Genomic DNA, 23,049 nt, shown 5'->3' on the forward strand with positions numbered 1-23,049 from the left:
CGCACAAGATGTTCGCTCTGCGGTTGACACCGCCGCGCTCTAAGATTAGGTTAGCCATCGAAAATATAAATGATAATTATTCTTACTGCGTTTATCATTTTAGGAGGATGATATGGATACGTCATTGGCTGAGGAAGTTCACCACACCGCGACCACGCTGCAATCAGACAGCTTTTTCTTTATGTCGCCTTATCGCAGTTTTACCACGTCAGGCTGCTTTGCCCGTTTTTCTGAATCCGCCGTCGGCGGCGACGATCCGGCCGGAGCCTTCCAGCAAAAGCTGGCGCAGGCGTTTGCCGAGGCGAAAGCCAGCGGCATTGCCCACCCGATCATGGTGGGTGCCATTCCGTTCGATACCCGCAAACCGTCGTCACTGTTTATTCCGCAAAGCTGGCAGACCTTCTCGCGCACCGCGCGTCAAAAATCCGCGCGCTATCTTTCAGGCGCGCAGGCACTGACGATCGCGCAACGCACCGAAATCCCGCCGCAGCCGGTGTTTGAAGAGATGGTAGCCCGCGCCGCCGCCCTCACCGCCACGCCGCAGGTGAACAAAGTGGTGCTCTCGCGCCTGATCGATATCGCTGCCGATCGGAAGATCGACAGCGGCGCGCTGCTTGAGCGCCTGATCGCGCAGAACCCGGCGAGTTTTAACTTCCACGTACCGCTCGAAGACGGCGGCGTGCTGCTGGGCGCAAGCCCTGAGCTGCTGCTGCGTAAAGAGGGCGCGCACTTTAGCTCCTTGCCACTGGCTGGTTCCGCGCGTCGTCAGCCGGACGACATGCTGGATCGCGAGGCGGGCAACAAGCTACTGGCTTCGGAAAAAGATCGTCACGAACATGACCTGGTGACGCAGGCGATGAAGAGCGTGCTGGAAAAACGCAGCCATCAGCTCTCCATGCCATCTTCGCCCCAGTTGATCACCACGCCAACCCTGTGGCATCTGGCAACGCCGGTTGAGGGCGAAGCGCGTGAGAACGAAAACGCGCTGACGCTGGCGTGTCTGTTGCACCCGACGCCAGCCCTGAGCGGATTTCCGCATCAGGCGGCCAAAGCGCTCATTGCCGATCTGGAGCCGTTTGATCGCGAGCTGTTCGGCGGCATCGTCGGCTGGTGCGACAGCGAAGGCAACGGCGAGTGGGTGGTCACTATCCGCTGCGCGCGGCTACATGAAAAAACGGTTCGCCTGTTTGCGGGCGCGGGTATTGTCCCGGCCTCCTCGCCGGTGGGCGAGTGGCGCGAAACCGGCGTCAAGCTTTCTACCATGCTCAACGTTTTTGGTTTGCACTGAGGAATCATCATGACCATCCCCTTTACCCGCTGGCCCGACGATTTTGCCCGGCGCTACCGTGAAAAAGGCTACTGGCAGGATCTGCCGCTGACCGACATTCTGACTCGTCATGCGGACAACGACGCCGTGGCTATCGTCGACGGTGACCGCCGCTATACCTACCGCGAATTTCATCAGGCGGTGAATAACCTGGCCTCGTCGCTTCAGGCGCAGGGCATCAAGCGTGGCGAAACGGCGCTGGTGCAGCTTGGCAACGTGGCGGAGTTTTACATCACCTTTTTTGCGCTGTTACAGGTGGGCGTGGCTCCGGTCAACGCGCTTTTTAGTCATCAGCGCAGCGAGCTAAACGCCTACGCGACCCAGATTGAACCGGCTCTGGTGATTGCCGATCGCCTGCATGCGCTGTTTGCGGGCGATGACTTCCTCAATACCTTTGTCGATGAACACCGCTCCGTACGCGTCGTGCTGCTGCGCGGCGATACGGGCGAACATGCGCTGGAGGCGGCGATAGCGCGTTCGGCGGATAACTTTGTCGCCAGCCCAACGCCTGCCGACGAAGTGGCATTCTTCCAGCTCTCCGGCGGCAGTACCGGCACGCCGAAGCTGATCCCGCGCACCCATAACGACTACGAATACAGTATTCGCCGCAGTAACGAGGTGTGCGGTATCACTGCCGAAACCCGCTACCTGAACGCGCTGCCTGCGGCCCATAACTTTGCAATGAGCTCCCCAGGTTCACTGGGCATCTTTATGGCGGGCGGCTGCGTGGTGCTGGCAAACGATCCGAGCGCCACGCTGTGCTTCCCGCTGATTGAAAAGCATCAGATTACCGTCACCTCGCTGGTGCCGCCTGCGGTGAGTCTGTGGCTTCAGGCGATTGCCGAAGGCGCGGGCAACGCGCAGTTGGCGTCACTCCAGCTGTTGCAGGTCGGCGGGGCGCGGCTTTCCGCAACGCTTGCTGCGCGCATCCCGGCAGAAATTGGCTGCCAGCTTCAGCAGGTATTCGGCATGGCGGAAGGGCTGGTGAACTACACCGCGCTCGACGATACGCCAGAGCGCATCATGAATACTCAGGGCCGTCCGATGTGCCCGGATGACGAAGTGTGGGTGGCCGATGAACAGGGTCAACCGCTGCCGCGCGGCGAAGTGGGGCGCTTAATGACGCGCGGGCCGTACACCTTTCGCGGCTACTTTAACAGCCCGGAACACAACGCCAGCGCCTTTGATGCCAACGGCTTTTACGGCTCTGGCGACCTGATTGCGATTGACGAGCAGGGGTACATCACCGTGCAGGGGCGTGAGAAAGATCAGATCAACCGTGGCGGCGAGAAGATCGCGGCGGAAGAGGTCGAAAACCTGCTCCTGCGCCATGACGCGGTGATCCACGCCGCGCTGGTCAGTATGGAAGACAGCCTACTGGGCGAAAAAAGCTGCGCGTATCTGGTGGTGAAAACGCCGTTGCGTGCGGTCGAGGTGCGTCGCTTCCTGCGCGAGCAGGGCGTTGCAGAATTCAAGCTGCCGGACCGCGTGGAGAGCGTTGACGCGCTGCCGCTGACGCCGGTCGGGAAAGTAGACAAGAAACAGTTGCGCCTGTGGCTCGCAGAACGCGCACAGGGCTGAGGAACAGAATATGGCGATTCCAAAATTAACCGGCTATGCACTGCCGACGGCGGCCGATCTGCCGAATAACAAAGTGAGCTGGGCGTTTGAGCCAGAGCGTGCGGCGTTATTAATCCACGATATGCAGGAATACTTCCTCAACTTCTGGGGCGATAACAGCCCGATGATGGAGCAGGTGGTGGCGAACATCGCCCAACTGCGCGAGTACTGCAAAAAGCATCATATTCCGGTGTACTACACCGCGCAGCCGAAGGAACAAAGCGACGAAGACCGCGCGTTGCTGAACGACATGTGGGGACCGGGCCTGACCCGTTCGCCGGAGCAGCAGCGCATCGTGGCTGAACTGACGCCGGATGAGGCCGACACCGTACTGGTGAAATGGCGCTACAGTGCGTTTCATCGCTCGCCGCTGGAGCAGATGCTGAAAGACACTGGCCGCAATCAGCTGCTGATCACCGGCGTCTACGCGCATATCGGCTGCATGACCACCGCCACCGACGCGTTTATGCGCGATATCAAGCCGTTCTTTGTCGCTGACGCACTGGCCGACTTTAGCCGTGAAGAGCATCTGATGTCGCTCAACTATGTGGCCGGTCGTACCGGACGCGTGGTGATGACCCAGGAACTGTTGCCGTCCGTTCCGGCCTCTAAAGCAGCGCTGCGTGCTGTGGTGCTGCCGCTGCTGGACGAATCCGACGAGCCGTTGGATGACGAAAACCTGATTGATTACGGCCTGGACTCGGTACGGATGATGGCGCTGGCGGCCCGCTGGCGCAAAGTGCACGGCGACATCGATTTTGTGATGCTGGCGAAAAATCCAACCCTCGACGCCTGGTGGGCGCTGCTGTCTCGTGAGGTGAAGTAATGGCCGGATTCGATTTTACCGGCAAAACCGTCTGGGTGACGGGCGCGGGTAAGGGCATCGGCTACGCCACGGCGCTGGCCTTTGTTGAGGCTGGCGCGCAGGTGACGGGCTTCGATCTGGCCTTCCCGGCGGGTGAGTATCCGTTTACCACGCAGGTGCTGAATGTGGCGGACGCGGAGCAGGTTCACGAGGTGTGCGGGCGCGCGCTGGCTCACGTCGAGCGCCTGGACGTGCTGGTCAATGCGGCGGGTATTCTGCGCATGGGTGCGACCGATCGGCTGTCGCAGGACGACTGGCAGCAGACTTTTGCGGTCAACGTGGGCGGGGCATTTAACCTGTTCCAGCAGACGATGGGCCAGTTCCGGCGTCAGCAGGGCGGGGCGATTGTCACCGTGGCGTCCGATGCGGCGCACACGCCGCGCATGGGTATGAGTGCGTACGGCGCGTCGAAAGCGGCGCTGAAAAGCCTGGCGCTGACCGTCGGGCTGGAGCTGGCGGGCAGCGGCGTGCGCTGTAATCTCGTCTCGCCGGGTTCAACGGATACCGACATGCAGCGCACCCTGTGGGTGAGTGATGACGCCGAGCAGCAGCGCATTCGCGGCTTTGGCGAGCAGTTTAAGCTGGGTATTCCACTGGGTAAAATTGCCCGTCCACAGGAGATTGCCAGCACGGTGCTCTTCCTTGCTTCCGACCAGGCCAGCCATATCACGTTGCAGGATATCGTGGTGGACGGCGGCTCAACACTAGGAGCGTAAGATGATCTGGAAACGTCACCTGTCGCTTGATGAGCTGAACGCCACCAGCCGTAACACCATGGTGGCGCATCTTGGCATGGTCTATACCCGCATCGGCGATGAGACGCTGGAAGCCGAAATGCCAGTTGATGCCCGCACGCATCAGCCGTTTGGCCTGCTGCATGGCGGGGCGTCGGCGGCGCTGGCCGAAACGCTGGGGTCGATGGCCGGTTTTCTGATGACCCACGACGGCCAGAACGTCGTGGGGACAGAGCTGAACGCGACGCATCATCGCGCCGTGTCGCAGGGTAAGGTGCGCGGCGTGTGTCAGCCGCTGCACCTGGGGCGTCAAAGCCAGAGTTGGGAGATTGTGGTGTTTGACGAGCAGGGACGGCGCTGCTGTACCTGTCGGCTAAGTACGATGGTGCTGGGGTAGATTGCGCGGGATAGCTGACCCCTCGCCCTAACCCTCTCCCCATAGGGGAGAGGGAAAAAATCACAACATCGAAACAACGCGCTTCAGTAACCGAATTCTCGGTTCAATCGACGCAATATCCAGCCATTCCGCCGGGCTGTGGAACCCGGCACCAATCGGCCCTAAGCCATCGAGCGTGGGAATGCCGAGCGCCGCCGTGTGGTTGGCGTCGCTGCCACCGCCCACCGCCTGCCAGGTAATGGCGATACCTTCGGCTTTTCCTGCTGCTTCAACCTGCTGCATCAGCGCCTGAGTGGCTTCGCCTGCGGCCATAGCAGGCTTGTGGTTAACACGGGCGATCGACGTAGTGACACCCTCCAGAAACCCTTTTTCGCACAATTCACGCAGGGCGCGATCCACGCGGTCGTCTTCGTCGTTTTCCCAGAAACGCACGTCGAGTTCCGCCACGGCGCAGTCAGCCACCACGTTCGCGGCGCTGCCGCCTTTAATCACGCCGACGTTAAGCGTGGTGCCGCGATCCCAGTCGGTAAGCGCGTTAATGGCAATCACGCTGTTCGCCAGGGCCGCGATCGCCGAGCGGCCTTTCTCCGGATCGTTGCCTGCATGTGCCGCCACGCCGCTAAAGGTAAGGTGATACCCCGCCATCCCTTTGCGCGCCTTCACCAGCGAGCCGTCGGCGCGCGCGGCTTCGCACACCAGTACGCAGCGGGCGCGTTTCGCCAGCTCGCCAATCCATTCATGGGAATAGACCGATCCGGTTTCTTCGTCCGGGTTCATCGCCACGGCAATGGAAAGACGCGATTTGTCTGCCGCGTCCAGCTCGCGCATTGCCCACAGAATATTCAGTAACCCGCTCTTCATATCCGAGACGCCAGGGCCATACAGACGAGTGTCGTCCTGGGTCATCGGACGTTCTGCAACCGTACCCGGTGCGAACACGGTGTCCAGATGGCCGACTAGCAGAACGTCAAATTGCACCGCCTGCGGCTTGTTGCAAACGAAAACGCCAGGGCCGACCTTATCGCCCAAATCCACTTGCTCGGTATGCCAGCCTTCGCGCTGCCATAGCGCTTGCATAAGGCCCGCCACGGTCGCAACACCCGCAATGGTCTGGGTACCACAGTCAACATTCACCAGCGTTTTGAGTTCTTCAATGTAATGGTCAAGATTCATGGTTAACGTCCTGTTCAGAGAATAATACGCATCAGCAGCATGGCTAAAAATGCATTGACGACGGAAATGGCGATCATTAGCGGAATGCGCTTAGCGCGGGTGCCGATTACGCCGAGAATGCGCCCGAGGTACTGCACCTGCGAGCCCATCAGATAGATAGCAGGGGCAAGGATTGCCAGATGTTCGCCGCTGATAATGCCTTTATCAAACAGGCCAATTGCCACGCCGATACCGCCGCCCATCGACATCCAGCCGCCGATCAGCACCGCAGCCGCTTCACCCGGCAGGCCAAACAGGCCCATCAGCGGGGCAAAAATCATCCCCAGCCCCTTCAGTGCGCCAGTGATTTCCAGCGCTTTGATGATGATAAAGGCCATCACCACGTTTGGCAGGGTGCTGCTGGTGGCGATGCCCCAGCCTTTGCGCGCGCCTTCAACAAATACATCGGTAATAACGGGATTCGATTGTGGGGCACTCATTGGGCTTCTCCTTTTGCCGGTTGGGCGTCAGTGGCTTCTTTGCCGGTAAATTTGAGGATCAGTCGCAGCAGGTTGGCCCCGACGATTTTCATGATGAACATCACTGCGACGCAGGCACCGATGGAGGTCGGCACCGCCGCTGTGCCGTCAGCGGCGATCAGCGTGAACAGGATGGCACCCGACGAGAAAAAGTTAGTGATCATCGCGCCTGCCGAGAACTGGAACATGGCGAAGACGTCTTTCTCGCTTTCGCTGATTTGTCCTTCGTCGGCAAGATTGCGGGTGAGTGATGCGCCCACGTCGGTGCTTTGCAGGCTGCCAATCAGCGCCAGTCCAGTGGTGCCGGGGATGCCGAGCAGCGGACGTAAGAGCGGAGTAAGGAGCTTGCGGGCGGCACGCAGCGCGCCGTAGTGCTCCAGCACGTTGATCATGCCCAAAGCAAACATCACCGCCGGGATTAAGCCGAGCGCAAACAGAAAGCCGTCCATAGCACCGCTGCCGCCCGTGCCGCGAAAGGCGCTGGTGGCGGTGGTTAAGGTGCCATCATCAAGGCTGGCTTTACTGACCACCTTGCCGAAAGCGCCGTTGAGCGTGGTGAAATCGAAAACGCCGTACCACTCTTTTCCGCCTAACAGGCCAGAGAAGAAAACGGCGGCAAATGCTAGCGCAAAGTACGCGCCCGGTCCGACCTTGAAGTCCTGGTGTGTTGAACTGTTCATATCCTTTTCCTTGTTAATGCGCGATCGCGCAGGATTCAGTCTGGCGAGGTTGTGCGTAATAAAAATGATATAAATCATTACCTAACGTTGAAGTTGGATGAAAAGTGCAAAAATGTGACCGGGAAAGTGGAGACGGCAGGGGGATGTTTCACTGCGAAAGTGATCGAGTTAACACTGTGAGGTAAATGTCTGGTTTGACCACACAATATTGCGTTTCAAAGTTGTTAAATCTGAAGCGGTGATCTAGAAACAAAATGTAACATCTCGCTGTTTCACGCTAACGGACAACAACTATGAACAACTCAGGGAAATACCTTATCTGGGCAGGGCTCTCCGTTGTGGGGGCGTTTGCTCTGGGCTTTATCGCCCTCAATCGTGGTGAACAGATCAATGCGCTATGGATAGTCGTGGCCTCCGTCTGCATTTATCTGATCGCGTATCGTTTTTACGGGCGATTTATTGCCGATAAAGTGCTGGCAGTTGATGCCACGCGTATGACGCCCGCCGTTCGTCATAACGACGGTCTGGACTACGTTCCAACGGATAAAAAAGTGTTGTTCGGCCACCACTTTGCGGCGATTGCCGGGGCGGGTCCGTTAGTGGGACCGGTGCTTGCCGCGCAGATGGGCTATCTGCCAGGGATGATTTGGATCCTGGCCGGTGTGGTGCTGGCGGGGGCCGTGCAGGACTTTATGGTGCTGTTCGTTTCTACCCGCCGTGACGGGCGCTCGCTGGGTGAGCTGGTGAAAGAGGAGATGGGCGCAACGGCTGGAGTGATCGCGCTTATCGCCACCTTTATGATCATGGTGATCATTCTGGCAGTGCTGGCGATGATCGTGGTGAAAGCGCTGACCCACAGCCCGTGGGGAACGTATACCGTTGCCTTTACCATTCCGCTGGCGCTGTTTATGGGGATTTATATTCGCTATCTGCGTCCTGGGCGCATTGGCGAAGTGTCGGTGATTGGCCTGTTCTTCCTGATTTTTGCCATTATCTCCGGCGGCTGGGTCGCGGAAAGCCCAACGTGGGCACCGATGTTCGATTTTACCGGCGTGCAGCTGACCTGGATGCTGGTGGGCTACGGCTTTGTTGCGGCAGTCCTGCCGGTGTGGCTGCTGCTGGCCCCGCGTGATTACCTCTCGACCTTCCTGAAAATCGGCACCATCGTGGGGCTGGCGATCGGCATTTTGATTATGCGCCCGATGCTGACCATGCCTGCGCTGACGAAGTTTATCGACGGCACCGGCCCGGTCTGGACCGGCAGCCTGTTCCCGTTCCTGTTTATTACTATCGCCTGCGGCGCGGTGTCTGGCTTCCACGCGCTGATTGCGTCCGGCACGACGCCGAAGATGCTGGCGAATGAGAATCAGGCATGCCTCATCGGTTACGGCGGCATGCTGATGGAGTCTTTCGTCGCGATTATGGCGCTGGTGGCTGCCTGTATTATCGACCCAGGCGTGTATTTTGCGATGAACAGCCCGATGGCGGTACTGGCTCCGGCCGGTACGGTTGATGTGGTGGCGTCTGCTGCGCAGGTGGTGAGCGGCTGGGGCTTTGCCATTACCCCGGAAACGCTAACCCATATTGCGAATGAGGTCGGCGAGCAGTCGATTATCTCCCGAGCGGGTGGTGCGCCGACGCTGGCGGTGGGGATGGCGTATATCCTCCATGGTGCGCTGGGCGGGCTGATGGACGTGTCCTTCTGGTATCACTTCGCCATTCTGTTCGAGGCGCTGTTTATCCTGACCGCAGTCGATGCGGGCACACGCGCGGCGCGCTTTATGTTGCAGGATCTGCTGGGGGTTATCTCCCCGGGGCTGAAACGCACCGATTCGCTCCCGGCGAACCTGCTGGCGACGGCGCTGTGCGTACTGGCGTGGGGCTACTTCCTGCATCAAGGCGTGGTGGATCCGCTGGGCGGTATTAACACCCTGTGGCCGCTGTTTGGTATCGCCAACCAGATGCTGGCCGGTATGGCATTGATGCTCTGTGCCGTGGTGCTATTCAAGATGAAGCGTCAGCGTTACGCCTGGGTAGCACTGGTGCCGACCGCGTGGCTGCTGATTTGTACCCTGACCGCAGGCTGGCAGAAAGCGTTTAGCCCGGATAACAAAATTGGCTTCCTGGCGATTGCCAATAAGTTCCAGGCAATGATCGACAGCGGCAAAATTCCGGCGCAGTACACTGAATCCCAGCTTTCGCAATTGGTGTTCAACAACCGTCTGGATGCCGGGCTGACCATCTTCTTTATGGTGGTGGTTGTGGTGCTGGCGTTGTACTCTGTCAAAACCGCGATGGCGGCGCTGAAAGTGGATAAGCCAACGGCGAAAGAGACGCCATACGAGCCGATGCCGGCAAACCTGGATGAGATTGTGACCCAGGCTAAAGGGGCGCATTAACCCCTCACCCTAGCCCTCTCCCCAAAGGGGAGAGGGAATAAAGACGAGAAACGACCTATGTTCGACACCCTCTCCAAAGCAGGTAAGTACTTAGGACAGGCCGCCAAAATGATGATTGGCGTGCCGGATTACGATAATTACGTTGAGCATATGCGCGTGACCCATCCGGATCAGGCGCCGATGACGTATGAAGAATTTTTCCGCGATCGCCAGGACGCTCGCTATGGCGCGAAGGGCGGCGTGAAGTGCTGCTAGCCCTCTTTCGGCAGGTACAGGCTGATCTGTTCCTGCTTACAGCCGTAAATCGCCGCCAGCTTTTCGCGGGTGCGTTTTTGCGGTCGAGAGTCTACCGCCTCAAGCTGTGAAACGGCAGACTGGCTGATGCCCAGTTTGTCGGCCACTTCCTGTTGCGATAAACCACGGAAGATGCGCCATGCGGCCTGCAGGCTGACCTCCTGCCAGGTCATGATGCTACACACTTCTCCCGGTAATTCAACGTCATCATAACAGTCGTGTTCGACTTCTATATCTTCCAGATCATCGTCGGTTTCGTCGTCAATTTCTGCCATCTGTAAGCACATACGGAAGTATTCGTCATAGGGTATGACCACATACTGTGGTTTCCCTTCATCATCCTTAATTAACTGAACAGCCATAAGGCGCGTTCTCCTCGTGCAGGTAAGTCGTCGATGTTCTGCGTTTGACAGCTAAAACATGACAATCGTTATGGGGATCGTCCCGAAGCGTAATAACTATCCGGTAATCGCCCACTCGCAAGCGGAAGTGGTTCTCCGAAGCCGATATCTTTTTGATATCGGGTCGGGGAGCCGAGCGATCGTCCAGTTCAGCAAGCTTTGTTTCTATTCGCTGCTGATACCGGCTGTCAATTTTACTGAGCGCTTTTTTTGCTGCATTTGACCAGACAATCCTCATCCGTACCTCCACTGTACTCTCTCACAAATTATAAGTAAATAATAAGACTATTAGATAAATTGCGAATTTCTTATGGGGGCACTGTAGGACGAAGTGTCATCAGGGGAAAGGGGCAAAACAGAAGCTGTCGAAGCGGCTCGCAAACGCCTCCATCGAGTGACAGAGGCGTGCAAAAAAAGTGGAATCACTCAGGCATTTAGCCCGCCGTCCACGTCCAGACCGGTGCCGGAAATTTGTCCGGCCAGCGGGCTTGCCAGGAACGTGACGGCGGCGGCGATATCCTCCGGCGTGCCGTAATGTCCGGTGGCGATGAGCGTGCGTTGCGAATCAGCCTGTTCACCGTCCGCCGGGTTCATATCGCTGTCGGTCGGGCCGGGGTGGACCAGATTAACGGTAATGCCGCGTGGCCCCAGATCGCGGGCTAAGCCGCGGGTCAGGGAATTCAGCGCGGATTTACTCATCGAATAGACGGAAATCCCCGGCTGGGCAACACGGTTTGCCAGGCAGCTGCCGATGTTAATAATGCGTCCACCCTCGGTAAGATGCGCCAGCGCCGCCTGGGTGGCGATCACCACGCCGCGAATATTGACGTTAATCACCGCATCGATATCCTCCAGCGACATGGATTCCAGCGGGCCACCGCGTGCGATCCCGGCGTTGTTCACCAGAATATCCAGCCCGCCGAGCGTCTGCGCGGTGCGATTCACCGCATCCTGAATCGCCTGGGCATTGGCACTGTCGGCCTGAATGGCCTCGCTGCGCCTTCCTAGCGCGGCGATTTCGTCGGCGACGGCCTGCGCTTTATCGGCGGATTTTTCATAAGTAATAGCCACATCGGCACCGGCTTGTGCCAGCGACAATGCAATGGCGCGACCTAATCCACGGCTGGCGCCGGTGACCAGCGCCTTTTTACCTGTTAAATCGATCTGCATGATGACCTCGTTGCGAGAGTGATGAGAACCATCATTAGGTATAGAGGGTGTTTACCCGCCGTCAATGCGCTGAATGGTTGAAGACCTCGACTTTCTCAAAGGCCGCGCGTAACACCTCTGGCGTCAGCTCGACCGGCAGATAGTGAATCGACTCCACCGGGCGCAGCGTGTGGGCGATAACGTTGTCCAGCTCGTCGCGGTTATGGATATCCACGTCCAGCTCGCGAAGGGTGGTTGGCAGGTTAAAGCGCTGGTAGGCGGCGATAAGCGCTGCAAGCACGTCGTCCTGACCGAGCAGGGCGCTTTGCACCAGAATGCCGTATGCCACCTTGGTACCGTGCAGGAATTTCTCGGTTTGCGGCAGCACGGTTAGCCCGTTGTGCACCGCATGTGCGGCGGCCACGCGGGTGTAGCGTTCGCCCAGCCCACCGACCATACCACCGCCCGCGATGATGGCGTCCACCACGTCACGAAACGCCTGCGTCAGTTCACCGCGCGTCCAATCCGCCAGGGCCTGTTCGCTGCTCTCCAGCAGCATGTCGCGGATCGCCAGCGCGGCGTTAATCCCCAGTCGGACAGTCAGAGAAAGTGCTTCCGGTTTGGGTGCCAGCACCACCGCCTCGTACCATTTCGCCAGCGTGTCACCGATGCCCGCCAATAGATATTCCGCGGGCGCGTTCAGAATAATGCGCGGTTCGACCAGTACCAGGAAGTTGGCATCGTCGAAAATTTCGAACTGCAATGCCTGACCGGCGTCGTTGTACCACACCGAAAGCGGCGTCCAGGCCGCGCAGGTGGCGGCAATGGTTGGAATGCCAACGAACGGCACGCTTAAACGACGCGCCACGGCCTTGACGGTATCCATCACTGCGCCGCCGCCGACGCCAATCACCACGCTGGCCTCGCTGCCCGACTGATTCACCAGGTCGGTCACGTCACGCTCGCTGCAATGGCCCTTAAACAGCAGATGCGTAGCCCCCGGCGCATGAAAACTTTCTGGCAGATAGGCGAGCGCGCCTTCAATGGCGCGCTCGCCGTAGATCCAGACGGCGCGGGAGAGCTGCTCGGGGGTGAAGAAGTCACTCAGGCGCGCCAGGCTGCCGGAGTGGGAAAAGTAGTTTGCCGGGCCGGGTACGACGCGAATATCGGTATTGCTCATGGAAGTGTCCTTTTAGACGAAGCGCTAACCCGATGTTATGTCTGGACATCCGGATGGCTAATAATATTTAGCTTTATCTTATGCCTTTTCTATCATTGCCAGTCAACCCGAGCTGTGAAAAATTCCATAAATCAAAATATTAATGAAGGATTTACGCGAATGGTTTCCAGTCGCCTTGAGATGCGTGGCATCAGCCTGGCCTTTGCGGGGTTTCAGGCGCTATCGCGCGTGGACTTCACGCTTACGGGCGGATCCGTGCATGCGCTCACGGGCGCGAATGGCGCGGGGAAATCCACCCTGATGGCGGTGCTGTGCGGTACGCATGACCATTACGAGGGTGAAATTATTATTAATAACCAGCCGGTGTCGATTCGCGAGCCGCTCGATGCTAAACGGCTGGGCATTCATCTGGTGCAGCAGGAAGTGGACGTAGCGCTGATCCCGGGCTTAAGCATTGCCGAAAATATCATGCTCGATAACCTTGCGCTGCCGGGGCATGGCTATCGCTGGAGCACGATCCGCGAGCAGGCGAAACAGGCGCTGGCGCAACTCGACGTCTCCCTGAACGTTCGTCGCTCGATAGAGAGCTGTTCGCTGGCGGAAAAACAGCAAATCCTGCTGGCGCGGGCGCTGTCACATCACTGTCGGTTTTTGATTCTGGATGAACCGACCGCGCCGCTGGACGCTCACGAAAGCGAGCGCCTGTTCGCTGTGGTGAACCGGCTCAAGCAGCAGGGCATCGGCGTGGTGTTTATCTCTCACCGTATTCACGAATTAAAGGCGATTTGCGACACCTTAACGGTGCTGCGCGACGGCAAGCTTGTTGAGTCCAGCCCGATGGCGAACCTGAGCGGAGAAGCCATCGTCGAGAAAATGCTCGGCCACGAGCTGAGCGATATCTATCCACCGCCAAGACCGAAGTACAGCGATGAAACGCTGCTGCGCGTCGACGGTTTGCACGACGACGTGCTGCTGAAGGATATCTCTCTGCACCTGCGCAAGGGCGAAATTCTGGGGATTGCCGGGCTGGCAGGAGCGGGCAAAACCGAGCTGTGCAAGGCGCTGTTTGGTGCAACCAAAAGCCGCGTGGCGCGCGGGGAACTGCATCAACAGCCGTGGAAGCCACGCGATCCTGCAGATTCCGTTTTGCGTGGGCTGGCGCTGGTGCCGGAAGAGCGGCGTAAAGAGGGCATTTTTATCGACGAGCCGGTGAGCATGAATCTGGCGGTCAGTGCGGATAACAGTTTTTCACGCTGGAGCCTGTTTGGTCATCGTCAGGCGTGGCGCTGGGCGGAGGAAGTGATCGCCCGCGTCGGTGTCCGTGCCCGTGGGCCGGGGCAGATTTTGCGCCGTCTTTCCGGTGGCAATCAGCAAAAGGTGGCAATAGGCAAATGGCTGCGCAACGAAGCCAGCGTGCTGATTTTTGACGAGCCAACCAAGGGCGTGGACGTGAAGGCCAAAACCGATCTGTTCCAGCTGATCGACGGGCTGGCGCGCGAGGGCAAAGGGGTGATTTATGCCTCTGGCGAGTTCGCCGAGCTGGTGGGATTGTGCGACCGCATCTGCGTGCTGTGGGACGGACGTATCGTGGCGGAAATCGCCGGGGCTGAGGCCCGCGAAGAGACATTACTTTATTATTCAACCGGAGGTACGGCGTCGTGAGCAAGGCCCTTTCAGTGAATGCGGCGGCGTCGGGCCGTCAGCAGATTTTTGATTTTCTTTATAAGTGGGGCATGTTGCTGACCGTGGTCGCGCTGGTGGCGATTTTTGGCATGGCCTCGGATAACTTCCTCGATCCCTTTAACATCATCAATATTCTGCGATCGATAGCGATCGTGACGGTGATTGCCATCGGCGTGTCGATTTCGCTGACCGTCGGCGGGTTCGATCTCTCGGTGGGATCGACCGCGTCGCTGGCGAACGCGCTGGTGATTTCGCTCTTTGTCTGGCATGGCTTTGGCACTACCGAGTCGATTCTGATTACCCTCGCACTTTGTACGCTGGTCGGGCTGTTTAACGCCTTTCTGATTGTCATTCTGCGCATCCCGGACATGCTCGCCACGCTTGCCAGCCTGTTTGTGATTCAGGGCGTGGCGATGACCTACAGCTACGGCGGGTCGATTACTGAAAACATGGTGCTGCCGAGCGGCGACATGGCGGAAGGCACCATTCCGGCGGCCTTTGGCGCGCTGGGCCAGGTGCCGACCATTGTGATTATTATGCTGGTGGTGACGGTGCTGGCGCAGCTGGCGCTGTCGTTGACGACTCACGGACGCCGGATGTACGCCATCGGTGGTAACCCGGAAGCGGCGCGCCTTTCCGGCATTCGCACCACGCGCTACAAGGTGGCGGCCTACGTGATTGCCTCGCTGCTGGCCGGGCTTGGCGGCATTTTGCTGGCTTCGCGCATTGGTTCGTCGCAGGTGAATGCGGGTGGTGGCTACCTGATGGATGCGGTCGCGGCGGCGTGGATCGGCTTTTCGCTGGCGGGCTCCGGCAAGCCGAACGCGCTGGGTACGCTGGTAGGGGCGGTGATCCTCGGCGTGCTATCGAACGGGCTGGTGATGCTCTCGGTGCCGTATTACGCGATGGACATTATAAAAGGGCTGGTGCTGGCGGTTGCGCTGGCAATCACCTACATACAAAAACGTTAACCATTTAAAACAACACAACGGAAAACCATAATGAAAAAAATTGCACTCTCTTTAGTGGCGCTGGGGTTACTGACTTCTTTATCCACCCACGCGGCAACGCCTGTACCGGTTCCGGCCGCCATCGCCAACCATGAAGGCCCGATTCGCATTGCGGTGATTCGTAACCTCGGCTCCGATGACAACACCACGCAGTTTGTCTCTGGCGCGATTCAGGAAGGTAAAAAACTCGGCTTTAAGGTCAGCACTTTTTTAAGTAACGGCGACGATGCGAAGTTCCAGGACTTTGTGAACCAGGCGATCAGCCAAAAATACGACGGGATTATCCTGTCGCAGGGTCGCGATCCGTATTCGACCGCGCTGGTGAAAAAGGCGGTGGATGCCGGGATCAAAGTGGCGGTGTTTGATACTGCGGTGACCGGTGAGATCCCGGGCGTCACTGTGACTCAGCAGGACGATGCCTCGCTGACCCACCTCTCTTTCGGCCAACTGGCGAAGGATTTCAACGGCAAAGCGAACATCGTTAAGCTGTGGGTCGCGGGATTCCCGCCGATGGAACGCCGTCAGGCAGCCTATCAGGAACTGCAAAAACAGTATCCGGACATCAAAGAGCTGGAGTCCATTGGTGCCGTCTCTTCTGACGTACAGGGCGACACGGCGAACAAGGTCGGGGCGATCCTCGCGAAATACCCGAAAGGCAAAATCGACGCCATCTGGGGTACTTGGGATGCGTTTAGCCAGGGGGCTTACAAGGCGCTGAAAGAGAATGGCCGCACCGAAATTAAACTCTACAGCATCGACATTTCCAACCAGGATTTGCAGCTGATGCGCGAGTCAGGCAGCCCGTGGAAGGTGAGCGTTGCGGTTGATCCTAAGCTGATTGGGGCCACTAACGTGCGTCTGATTGCCAATAAGATTGCCGGTGAAGCTACGCCTGCGACTTATGACTTCAAAGCCGCTGCCATTCCGCAGGCGCTGCTGACCGCCCAGCCGGGTGCGGTGAACGTGGCATCGCTGGGTAAAATCATTCCGGGCTGGGGCCAGACCGAGGACTTTATCGCCCCGTGGTTTGCCACGCTTGAAGCGAAAAGCAAATGAGTGCGTTGCCGACGCCCGAATACAGCCGCAACATGCGGCTGATTGGCCATAGCGATCAGGGCGGTCGCCCGGACGGCGTACAGCTAATGGTGCATCGCGGCTTTGCCTATATCGGCCATATGGTGTCGCAGGGCTTTTCGATTGTTGATGTGCGCGATCCGAAAAACCCAAAGGCCGCGGGCTACGTGCCCGCACCGCCTGGCACCTGGAACGTGCATCTTCAGGCGCATGACGACCTGCTGTTGGTGATTAACGCCCGTGACCTGTTTGCCGACGCGCGTTTCGCCGACGAAAAGGTCTATTACACTCGTCAGGTGGGGCATACCGTCAGCGACGTGCAGGACAAAGACTGGAGCGCGGGGCTGCGCATTTTTGATATCTCCACGCCGGACAAACCGCGCGAAATCAGCTTCCTGTCGCTGGATGGGATTGGCATTCACCGTATCTGGTACGTGGGTGGGCGCTGGGCGTACGTCTCGGCGCTGATTGACGGGTTTACCGACTACATCTTCCTGACCATCGACCTGGCCGATCCGCGTAAACCCGAAGTGGCGGGGCGCTGGTGGTTGCCGGGGATGAATCAGACCGACGGTGAACAGCCGACGTGGCCGGAAGGCAAGCGCTATGCGCTGCATCACGCGATTATTGCCGGGGATACGGCCTACGGCAGCTGGCGCGACGGCGGCCTGACGCTGCTGGACGTGAAGGACCGCACTCAGCCGAAGCTCATCAGCCATCGCAACTGGAGCCCGCCGTTTGGCGGAGGCACGCACACCGCGCTGCCGCTGCCGGAGCGAGACCTGCTGGTGGTGCTGGACGAAGCGGTGCTGGATAACCAGGAGGACGGCGAGAAGCTCATCTGGTTGTTTGATATCCGCGAACCGTCGAATCCGGTCAGTATTGCCACCTTCCCGCAGCCGGATGAAATTGATTATGTCGCAAAAGGGGCGCACTTTGGCCCGCACAATCTGCATGAAAATCGGCCGGGGAGCTTTATCAGCTCGACGCTGATTTTTGCGACCTACCAGAATGCAGGCGTGCGCGCGTACGACATTTCGAATCCGTATCGCCCGGTGGAAACCGGTGCGCTGGTGCCAGCGGCCCCGGCGAAAATGATGGATACCCGCCCGAATCGCCCGCAGGTGATCCAGTCCTGCGACGTGTTTGTGGACGCGCAGGGGATTATCTACAGCACGGATTATAACGGTGGGTTATCGGTGATTGAGTATTTGGGATAGGTGCGGTCTGATGCCTTCAACTACAGGGCTGAGGGATCCCCAGTAATTTTGGTTCCATAGCCATGAAAATGGTGCCATCCAAATATCAGACTTACCGCGATGACCTGGTCCGGCTGTAAATCGCCGAGTCGTTGACTGAAGGCCGGGGCGACGCGCATGGATGCGCGGCGAGGGCGCATTTACAGGGACGTTGCAGCGCCCGTCCCCGATAGCCGTAAGGAATAAGACGAGGGTATCGCGAAGCGACGATTTTCTTGCCGGGAGCCCCGGTCGCCAGGGCGGCGGCGATTGAGCCGCCATGGCACGTTCACCGTTTCCGGGTTCATAGAGAAGCACGAAACTGGAAGTGAACGGAATAACCTCCTGAGCCGCATGCTCCCCCTCACCCCAGCCCTCTCCCCGAAGAGGAGAGGGAGTACATTGTGCAAATCCTCGATTTGTGGGGATCCCTCAACCCACGGGGAGAGGGAGAAAATCAGCTGTACTGTCGCACCCGTGCAATCAGTTCTTCCACGCTGTCGATGCGGTCGGCAATCACGATCAGTGCTTTACCCAGTGTAATGGCGTGACGCAAGCATTCGTGGCGCATGGCGTCGTCCTGAATGGTGTCGATATCCGCCACGTGCGACAGGCCGACGCTGCGGCGAATCAGCTCGGTGCCGCAAAAACCAACTGCATCTTTCCAGACCTTTTTCAGGAATTCAGACGCATAGCCCGGCACGGAAAGCGCGACGTCGCGAGTTTTCTCGCTTGCCAGCGCCTGGAAGCGTTCGGCGAAGGTATTCCACAGCTCCTGAATATCCTTAAGGCGCTGCTCGCGGGCGGCGGCGGCATCGCGAATGCCCAAATGCCCCGGCAGACCGCAGAAGTTGAGCAGCAGATTGCCGATGGCCGTACCGAGATCAAAACCGATCGGGCCGTAATAGCCGAACTCGGCGTCGATTGCCTTCAGGCTGCCGTCGGCGACGAAAATCGACCCGCTATGAATGTCACCATGCAGCAGCGCTTCGGCCTGTGAAAAGAAACGGTGCTTCAAAGACGCAACGGCGATCTTCAGCGCGTCGTCGGTGCGCAGGGCCGCGATATCCGCTTCCAGCTCGGCCGGATAGTTGTTGCGCTCGTGGATCTGATACGGATCGCTAAAGAACAGATCTTCGGTGATTTCACACATTTCCGGGTTGATATATTTCGCCACCTGCGCTTTTTTGTCGTGCGGATGCAGGTAAAAATCGCTGGTGTGAAACAGCGTGTGCGCCAGATACTCGCCCAGCTGGCGCGCGGCCTGCGGGTAGTAGTGATTGTTTATCAGCTCGCCGCGCCAGATTTTGTGGCTGGAGAGATCTTCCATCACCATCACTGCCAGTTCTGGATCGTAATGGAATATTTTGACCGTGTGCTGTGGACTGTGCTGGTAATGCTCGACCAGGGTTTGCGCCTCCAGACGTGCGCGGTCCAGCGTTAACGGCCAGGATTCCCCAACGCAACGCACGTAGGGTAGCGCCTGCTTAACGATGATGCGGCTCACGCCGTCAGCGTCAAAAATTTTAAACACCAGATTGAGGTTGCCGTCGCCCACTTCCTGCGCCTCCACCAGCGAAGAAGGGTTATCGAGGCCGCCAAACTGCTTTGCATACTCAACGGCGTCCTGGGCGGTGAAGGTACGATATTGCGACATTGCCTGTTCCTCATTGGTTCTGGTAATAAAGACATTTAGACGTCTATACATCTGAATTTTATCCTGACACAATGTGATACATCAACGCAACAGAGAATTAACGACATGCAGACATTACAGACGACCAGCCTGCGGGTGGCGGATAATCAGCTCTTTATTCTCGATCAGCAGGCGCTTCCGCAGGAAAAACGCTGGCTGGATGCGTCCACCACAGAATTGCTGGTGGGGCACATTCACGCCCTGCGCGTGCGCGGTGCGCCGCTGATCGGCCTTTCTGCCAGCCTGCTGCTGGCGCTGCTGGCAGAAAGTGGTAAAAGCCGCGATGAGCTGGCCGTGACGCTGGAAACCCTGCGTGCCTCTCGCCCGACGGCGGTGAACCTGATGAATAATCTCGACCGCATGAAGCAGGCGCTGTGGCAGGAAGATTTTGTGCCTAAGCTGACGGCTGAAGCGCTACGCCTGATTGATGAAGATAAACAGCTTTGTGATGCTATTGCCCGCGCGGGTAGCCAACTGGTGAAGCCTGGCAGCCGCCTGTTAACCCACTGCAATACCGGCGGGCTGGCAACGGCGGGCGTCGGCACGGCGCTGGGCGTCATCGCGCGCGCGCATCAGGAAGGCAACGTGAGCAACGTTTGGGTGGATGAAACGCGTCCGTTGTTACAGGGCGGGAGATTAACCGCCTGGGAGCTCGGCGAGCTGGGTGTGCCATATCAACTGATCACCGATTCGATGGCCGCCAGTTTGATGGCAAAAGGGCAGGTCGATGCTGTGTGGGTTGGGGCGGACCGTATTTCGGCTAACGGCGATGTGGCAAACAAAATCGGCACCTACTCCCTGGCGGTGCTGGCGAAATTTCACGGCATTCCATTTTACGTCGCCGCTCCGCAAACCACCCTCGATCCGAACTGTCCAAACGGCGAGGCGATTCCGATTGAACAGCGTGCCGCAAGCGAAGTGACGGGCGTTGCCGGGAGCTTTGGCGCGGTGCAGTGGGCACCGGATGATGCGCAGGTGTATAACCCGGCGTTTGACGTCACGCCAGCGGCGTTAATTAGTGGTTGGGTGCTGGATACGGGCGTGGTGAGGCCGGAAGACGTGGCGAAAGGGCAATTTTCCTGAGTGTGGCTATCCTTTAAGGGGTTCCCTTAAGAGGACGGTAACGTGACGCTCGATCCTGATACTGACTTAAAACTGGAACGCGTGGTGGACGCACCGCGCGACCTACTCTGGCTCTGCTGGACCACGCCGGAGCACATCAAAAACTTCTTCATTCCAGCTCCCCATAAGGTGACCGACTGCGACCTCGATCTGCGCGTGGGCGGGCGGTTTAACACCGTGTTTGAGGTGGGCGGGCAGCGGATGGATAACCTCGGCGTGTTTCTTGAAATCGATCCCGGTAAAAAGCTGGTCTTTACCGACGGCTATACCGAAGACTGGAAGCCGGCCGAGAAACCGTTTATGACGGCGATCCTGCTGCTGGAAGATGCGGGGGAGGGGAAGACCCGCTATACGGCGATTGCGCGCCATCCAACGAAGGAAATCCGCGAGCAGCATGAACAGATGGGCTTCCACGAAGGGTGGGGGATTGTGCTGGATCAGCTGGTGGCGTATGCGAAGGGGCTAAAACGGTAGTGCTCTTAGACCCCCTCTCCCTTGAGGGAGAGGGTTGGGGTGAGGGGGGAAGAATTCATTGATTATGTTGAAGACAGATTTCTCTTTTTGGTATTCCTTATCTGACGAAATATTGGCTCTCCCTTTTCATCAAAGTATCTTTCCGGCCATATCACATCGGGCGGAATATCTAGCGCCTGTGCGATAAGCAATTCTCCTTTAGGCCATGGCCGGGAAAGCGCATTCGCTAGTGTGGATGACGAAAGCCCGGCCTGACGTGACAAAGCTGCCAGGCTTGTTCCGTGTTTCTTTAGTGCGGCAATGATATCGGCAGGATGCCAGTTTTGATGATGCATTGTGTCCTCCTAACATGTGTCCGTTACGCGCTTAATTATCCTGTTTTGGGATAAAAACACAATGAGAGGATATTCGATTTCAGGATATTTGTATGGAATCGGAACAATGGCCTCAGTTTACTCAGATGAATACCAGCGTGTTATCAATGCGTTGAAGAAAGCCCGCAAAGAAAAAGGAATTACTCAGGCGCAGCTTGCGGAGGCTTTCGGCAAGCCGCAGTCGTTTATCGCGAAAGTTGAAAATGGTGAGCGCAGGTTAGATGTGGTGGAATTTGTGCATTTAGCTCAATTGATAGGTTTTGAACCAACAAATGTAATCAATAGTATTAAATTTCATGATTAGGATGTGAGGTTTTATGATTGAAAAAGCTTCAGAATTACTTGAGAAATTTATAGAGATTGAGAAGATCCAACTCAGCAAAATCGATATGCCCCATATGCCGACATTAGGTTCAGCTTATGAAGAAATAACAAGGCAAGGGATTGATCAAAGTTACATCCTTCCTGAAGGATTGGATCTTAAAGTGGTGTCGGGTTTCATATCGATAGACGGCAATTTATTACCTCAACAAATTGATGGTATGTTGGTTTGCGGTGATGGTCAGCAATATGGAAGAACAAAAGAATTTATATACCCAATAGATCAAGTTCTATGCATATTTGAAGTTAAGAAGACGCTAAAAAAATCAGATTACATAGATGCATTTGATCACCTTAGGATTATTAGAAGTAAGTATGCAAAATATTTTGAATCCAGATTGAGAAGGTCTTTTTTTTTCAATCCAGATGTATCTATAGCGAGGAAACACTTCTCTCAAATTACTGGTAAGGAAGCACCTAAGCATTATAGAGACATTCATTCTTTATCTAGGCCCGATTCAATTCTTTTTTATGCTCTTGTCCAGGAGAGTTTGGCCCCCGTCAGTATAATCCATGGGTATGGCGGTTATTCTACTGAATATGGTATAAGAAATGCATTTGTAGACATTTTAACGATGAAAAAAGAAATATCCGGGCAAGGCTTAGGAGTTCCGAGTTTCCCAACTTTAGTTACAACAAACAATATTAGTATTGTTAAGGCAAATGGAATGCCTTATCTGGGTATAAACCGAGAACAACAATGGGCAGCATTAGTATCCATGCGAGATAATGCAGCAAGAATCATGTTAGAGATTATTTGGTCTAAAATATCAGTTTATTTTAACGTCGAAATGCCATGGTGCAACGTTGATAAAATTGAATTTTTTGCTCCTTTGTTGTATGCCATTCCAGTTGAGGAGGGAGATAAGGTTGGTTGGAAATTTAAATTTATAGAAATGAAAGAGGTGGAATTAAAAAAAAGAAAATTCTTACAAAGTTGGGAGCCAGAGTTAATAGGTGAGGCTTTAAAGAACGTCTTCGATTTAATGTTATTCAATGGTGGGTACATCCATATGGAAGATATGGCTGTTATAGCAAGGAATTTTAATGTCACAAGTGATGTATTAATTAAAGATATTATGAGTCTATTTTTATTTAAGAGAGTAGGCGATTACATCCGGCCTATTTCTAATGTCATGCTGCAAGTTACAGATGCGGACGGTGATAGCTATATAACATCAAATCAAGCTGGCTTGGATATATGGTGCGAAATTAAAGGGTTGGAAAAAAATTATATTAAACTATTAATTATGGATTAAT

General features: G+C 56.7%; 24 protein-coding genes. 15 read left to right on the forward strand and 9 right to left on the reverse strand.

Annotation, left to right across the window (positions count from 1 at the left end; genetic code table 11):
• Positions 1–112: 112 nt before the first annotated feature.
• The 5 genes from entC to entH are packed head-to-tail and all read left to right on the forward strand — an operon-like array spanning position 113 to position 4,943.
• Positions 113–1,288: an isochorismate synthase EntC gene (gene entC, locus AC6EMZ_RS01600; protein WP_498400658.1), complete on the forward strand. Its 1,176-nt coding sequence runs from the start codon at positions 113–115 to the stop codon at positions 1,286–1,288.
• Between the two features lie 9 nt (positions 1,289–1,297).
• Positions 1,298–2,908 carry a (2,3-dihydroxybenzoyl)adenylate synthase EntE gene (gene entE, locus AC6EMZ_RS01605; RefSeq protein WP_498400659.1) on the forward strand — a complete coding sequence of 537 codons (1,611 nt, stop codon included), beginning with the start codon at positions 1,298–1,300 and terminating at the stop codon, positions 2,906–2,908.
• A gap of 10 nt (positions 2,909–2,918) precedes the next feature.
• A complete protein-coding gene (locus tag AC6EMZ_RS01610) occupies positions 2,919–3,773 on the forward strand; it encodes an isochorismatase (protein WP_498400660.1) in 855 nt (284 codons plus the stop codon).
• Positions 3,773–4,528 (forward strand): 2,3-dihydro-2,3-dihydroxybenzoate dehydrogenase EntA, encoded by a 756-nt coding sequence (entA, locus tag AC6EMZ_RS01615; protein WP_498400661.1) that lies wholly within the window; start codon positions 3,773–3,775, stop codon positions 4,526–4,528. Before AC6EMZ_RS01610 ends, entA begins: the two co-directional genes overlap by 1 nt.
• A gap of 1 nt (position 4,529) precedes the next feature.
• The gene (gene entH, locus AC6EMZ_RS01620; RefSeq protein ID WP_498400662.1) at positions 4,530–4,943 is read left to right on the forward strand and encodes a proofreading thioesterase EntH; all 414 of its coding nucleotides are present in this window, start codon (positions 4,530–4,532) and stop codon (positions 4,941–4,943) included.
• A gap of 60 nt (positions 4,944–5,003) precedes the next feature.
• On the opposite strand, the gene AC6EMZ_RS01625 is transcribed toward entH, so the two are convergent.
• Genes AC6EMZ_RS01625 through AC6EMZ_RS01635 form a run of 3 tightly spaced genes read right to left on the reverse strand, consistent with a single transcriptional unit; the run spans position 5,004 to position 7,314 of the window.
• On the reverse strand, positions 5,004–6,116 hold the full coding sequence (locus AC6EMZ_RS01625; protein ID WP_498400663.1) for a M20 family metallopeptidase: 1,113 nt from the start codon (positions 6,114–6,116) through the stop codon (positions 5,004–5,006).
• A gap of 14 nt (positions 6,117–6,130) precedes the next feature.
• Positions 6,131–6,595, reverse strand: a complete 465-nt coding sequence (locus AC6EMZ_RS01630; protein WP_498400664.1) for a YjiG family protein — start codon at positions 6,593–6,595, stop codon at positions 6,131–6,133.
• Complete coding sequence (locus AC6EMZ_RS01635) at positions 6,592–7,314, reverse strand: nucleoside recognition domain-containing protein (RefSeq protein ID WP_498400665.1); 723 nt, start codon at positions 7,312–7,314, stop codon at positions 6,592–6,594. Before AC6EMZ_RS01635 ends, AC6EMZ_RS01630 begins: the two co-directional genes overlap by 4 nt.
• 293 nt (positions 7,315–7,607) lie before the next feature.
• Here AC6EMZ_RS01635 and cstA point away from each other — a divergent pair, with 293 nt between their 5' ends.
• Positions 7,608–9,713, forward strand: a complete 2,106-nt coding sequence (cstA, locus tag AC6EMZ_RS01640; protein WP_498400666.1) for a pyruvate/proton symporter CstA — start codon at positions 7,608–7,610, stop codon at positions 9,711–9,713.
• A gap of 57 nt (positions 9,714–9,770) precedes the next feature.
• Positions 9,771–9,968, forward strand: coding sequence for a YbdD/YjiX family protein (locus tag AC6EMZ_RS01645; protein ID WP_498400667.1), 198 nt, complete (start codon positions 9,771–9,773; stop codon positions 9,966–9,968).
• On the opposite strand, the gene AC6EMZ_RS01650 is transcribed toward AC6EMZ_RS01645, so the two are convergent.
• From AC6EMZ_RS01650 to AC6EMZ_RS01665, 4 genes are all read right to left on the reverse strand, one after another.
• Positions 9,965–10,369 carry a helix-turn-helix domain-containing protein gene (locus tag AC6EMZ_RS01650; protein ID WP_498400668.1) on the reverse strand — a complete coding sequence of 135 codons (405 nt, stop codon included), beginning with the start codon at positions 10,367–10,369 and terminating at the stop codon, positions 9,965–9,967. The genes AC6EMZ_RS01645 and AC6EMZ_RS01650 overlap by 4 nt on opposite strands.
• Positions 10,350–10,646 carry a type II toxin-antitoxin system RelE family toxin gene (locus tag AC6EMZ_RS01655; RefSeq protein WP_498400670.1) on the reverse strand — a complete coding sequence of 99 codons (297 nt, stop codon included), beginning with the start codon at positions 10,644–10,646 and terminating at the stop codon, positions 10,350–10,352. The genes AC6EMZ_RS01650 and AC6EMZ_RS01655 overlap by 20 nt, the downstream gene beginning before the upstream one ends.
• A 188-nt stretch (positions 10,647–10,834) precedes the next feature.
• Positions 10,835–11,578, reverse strand: coding sequence for an SDR family NAD(P)-dependent oxidoreductase (locus tag AC6EMZ_RS01660; RefSeq protein ID WP_498400671.1), 744 nt, complete (start codon positions 11,576–11,578; stop codon positions 10,835–10,837).
• A gap of 61 nt (positions 11,579–11,639) precedes the next feature.
• Entirely contained in the window at positions 11,640–12,737 is a 1,098-nt protein-coding gene (locus AC6EMZ_RS01665; protein WP_498400672.1) for an oxidoreductase, read from the reverse strand.
• 159 nt (positions 12,738–12,896) lie between these two features.
• On the opposite strand from AC6EMZ_RS01665, the gene AC6EMZ_RS01670 reads away from it, so the two are divergent.
• From AC6EMZ_RS01670 to AC6EMZ_RS01685, 4 genes are read left to right on the forward strand one after another with little or no spacing between them, the layout of a single operon-like run.
• A complete protein-coding gene (locus tag AC6EMZ_RS01670; protein WP_498400673.1) occupies positions 12,897–14,399 on the forward strand; it encodes a sugar ABC transporter ATP-binding protein in 1,503 nt (500 codons plus the stop codon).
• Positions 14,396–15,391 (forward strand): ABC transporter permease, encoded by a 996-nt coding sequence (locus AC6EMZ_RS01675; protein WP_498400674.1) that lies wholly within the window; start codon positions 14,396–14,398, stop codon positions 15,389–15,391. The genes AC6EMZ_RS01670 and AC6EMZ_RS01675 overlap by 4 nt, the downstream gene beginning before the upstream one ends.
• 30 nt (positions 15,392–15,421) lie before the next feature.
• A complete protein-coding gene (locus tag AC6EMZ_RS01680) occupies positions 15,422–16,486 on the forward strand; it encodes a sugar ABC transporter substrate-binding protein (RefSeq protein ID WP_498400675.1) in 1,065 nt (354 codons plus the stop codon).
• The gene (locus tag AC6EMZ_RS01685) at positions 16,483–17,724 is read left to right on the forward strand and encodes an LVIVD repeat-containing protein (protein ID WP_498400676.1); all 1,242 of its coding nucleotides are present in this window, start codon (positions 16,483–16,485) and stop codon (positions 17,722–17,724) included. Before AC6EMZ_RS01680 ends, AC6EMZ_RS01685 begins: the two co-directional genes overlap by 4 nt.
• A 475-nt stretch (positions 17,725–18,199) precedes the next feature.
• Here AC6EMZ_RS01685 and mtnK read toward each other — a convergent pair whose 3' ends face one another.
• The gene (gene mtnK / locus AC6EMZ_RS01690) at positions 18,200–19,399 is read right to left on the reverse strand and encodes an S-methyl-5-thioribose kinase (protein WP_498400677.1); all 1,200 of its coding nucleotides are present in this window, start codon (positions 19,397–19,399) and stop codon (positions 18,200–18,202) included.
• A gap of 105 nt (positions 19,400–19,504) precedes the next feature.
• Between mtnK and mtnA the strand changes: the two genes are divergently transcribed.
• Positions 19,505–20,521, forward strand: a complete 1,017-nt coding sequence (mtnA, locus tag AC6EMZ_RS01695; RefSeq protein WP_498400678.1) for an S-methyl-5-thioribose-1-phosphate isomerase — start codon at positions 19,505–19,507, stop codon at positions 20,519–20,521.
• A gap of 42 nt (positions 20,522–20,563) precedes the next feature.
• Positions 20,564–21,034, forward strand: a complete 471-nt coding sequence (locus AC6EMZ_RS01700) for an SRPBCC family protein (RefSeq protein WP_498400679.1) — start codon at positions 20,564–20,566, stop codon at positions 21,032–21,034.
• Positions 21,035–21,096: 62 nt separating this feature from the next.
• Here AC6EMZ_RS01700 and AC6EMZ_RS01705 read toward each other — a convergent pair whose 3' ends face one another.
• Positions 21,097–21,369, reverse strand: coding sequence for a helix-turn-helix domain-containing protein (locus tag AC6EMZ_RS01705; RefSeq protein ID WP_498400680.1), 273 nt, complete (start codon positions 21,367–21,369; stop codon positions 21,097–21,099).
• Between the two features lie 106 nt (positions 21,370–21,475).
• Between AC6EMZ_RS01705 and AC6EMZ_RS01710 the strand changes: the two genes are divergently transcribed.
• Positions 21,476–21,712, forward strand: a complete 237-nt coding sequence (locus AC6EMZ_RS01710) for a helix-turn-helix domain-containing protein (protein ID WP_498400681.1) — start codon at positions 21,476–21,478, stop codon at positions 21,710–21,712.
• A gap of 13 nt (positions 21,713–21,725) precedes the next feature.
• The gene (locus tag AC6EMZ_RS01715; protein WP_498400682.1) at positions 21,726–23,048 is read left to right on the forward strand and encodes a DUF6602 domain-containing protein; all 1,323 of its coding nucleotides are present in this window, start codon (positions 21,726–21,728) and stop codon (positions 23,046–23,048) included.
• Position 23,049 lies beyond the last annotated feature (1 nt).

Source organism: Enterobacter sp. SCRI0065 (assembly GCF_059766475.1).

Excerpts from the sequence above, each read along its gene's own strand:
- entC (WP_498400658.1), top strand. The coding sequence starts at position 113 with ATGGATACGTCATTGGCTGAGGAAGTTCACCACACCGCGACCACGCTG.
- AC6EMZ_RS01650 (WP_498400668.1), bottom strand. The coding sequence starts at position 10,369 with ATGGCTGTTCAGTTAATTAAGGATGATGAAGGGAAACCACAGTATGTG.
- entA (WP_498400661.1), top strand. The coding sequence starts at position 3,773 with ATGGCCGGATTCGATTTTACCGGCAAAACCGTCTGGGTGACGGGCGCG.
- AC6EMZ_RS01680 (WP_498400675.1), top strand. The coding sequence starts at position 15,422 with ATGAAAAAAATTGCACTCTCTTTAGTGGCGCTGGGGTTACTGACTTCT.
- AC6EMZ_RS01655 (WP_498400670.1), bottom strand. The coding sequence starts at position 10,646 with ATGAGGATTGTCTGGTCAAATGCAGCAAAAAAAGCGCTCAGTAAAATT.
- mtnK (WP_498400677.1), bottom strand. The coding sequence starts at position 19,399 with ATGTCGCAATATCGTACCTTCACCGCCCAGGACGCCGTTGAGTATGCA.
- AC6EMZ_RS01630 (WP_498400664.1), bottom strand. The coding sequence starts at position 6,595 with ATGAGTGCCCCACAATCGAATCCCGTTATTACCGATGTATTTGTTGAA.
- AC6EMZ_RS01710 (WP_498400681.1), top strand. The coding sequence starts at position 21,476 with ATGGCCTCAGTTTACTCAGATGAATACCAGCGTGTTATCAATGCGTTG.
- entE (WP_498400659.1), top strand. The coding sequence starts at position 1,298 with ATGACCATCCCCTTTACCCGCTGGCCCGACGATTTTGCCCGGCGCTAC.
- AC6EMZ_RS01625 (WP_498400663.1), bottom strand. The coding sequence starts at position 6,116 with ATGAATCTTGACCATTACATTGAAGAACTCAAAACGCTGGTGAATGTT.
- AC6EMZ_RS01705 (WP_498400680.1), bottom strand. The coding sequence starts at position 21,369 with ATGCATCATCAAAACTGGCATCCTGCCGATATCATTGCCGCACTAAAG.
- AC6EMZ_RS01635 (WP_498400665.1), bottom strand. The coding sequence starts at position 7,314 with ATGAACAGTTCAACACACCAGGACTTCAAGGTCGGACCGGGCGCGTAC.
- cstA (WP_498400666.1), top strand. The coding sequence starts at position 7,608 with ATGAACAACTCAGGGAAATACCTTATCTGGGCAGGGCTCTCCGTTGTG.
- AC6EMZ_RS01660 (WP_498400671.1), bottom strand. The coding sequence starts at position 11,578 with ATGCAGATCGATTTAACAGGTAAAAAGGCGCTGGTCACCGGCGCCAGC.
- entH (WP_498400662.1), top strand. The coding sequence starts at position 4,530 with ATGATCTGGAAACGTCACCTGTCGCTTGATGAGCTGAACGCCACCAGC.
- mtnA (WP_498400678.1), top strand. The coding sequence starts at position 19,505 with ATGCAGACATTACAGACGACCAGCCTGCGGGTGGCGGATAATCAGCTC.
- AC6EMZ_RS01610 (WP_498400660.1), top strand. The coding sequence starts at position 2,919 with ATGGCGATTCCAAAATTAACCGGCTATGCACTGCCGACGGCGGCCGAT.
- AC6EMZ_RS01645 (WP_498400667.1), top strand. The coding sequence starts at position 9,771 with ATGTTCGACACCCTCTCCAAAGCAGGTAAGTACTTAGGACAGGCCGCC.
- AC6EMZ_RS01715 (WP_498400682.1), top strand. The coding sequence starts at position 21,726 with ATGATTGAAAAAGCTTCAGAATTACTTGAGAAATTTATAGAGATTGAG.
- AC6EMZ_RS01685 (WP_498400676.1), top strand. The coding sequence starts at position 16,483 with ATGAGTGCGTTGCCGACGCCCGAATACAGCCGCAACATGCGGCTGATT.
- AC6EMZ_RS01665 (WP_498400672.1), bottom strand. The coding sequence starts at position 12,737 with ATGAGCAATACCGATATTCGCGTCGTACCCGGCCCGGCAAACTACTTT.
- AC6EMZ_RS01670 (WP_498400673.1), top strand. The coding sequence starts at position 12,897 with ATGGTTTCCAGTCGCCTTGAGATGCGTGGCATCAGCCTGGCCTTTGCG.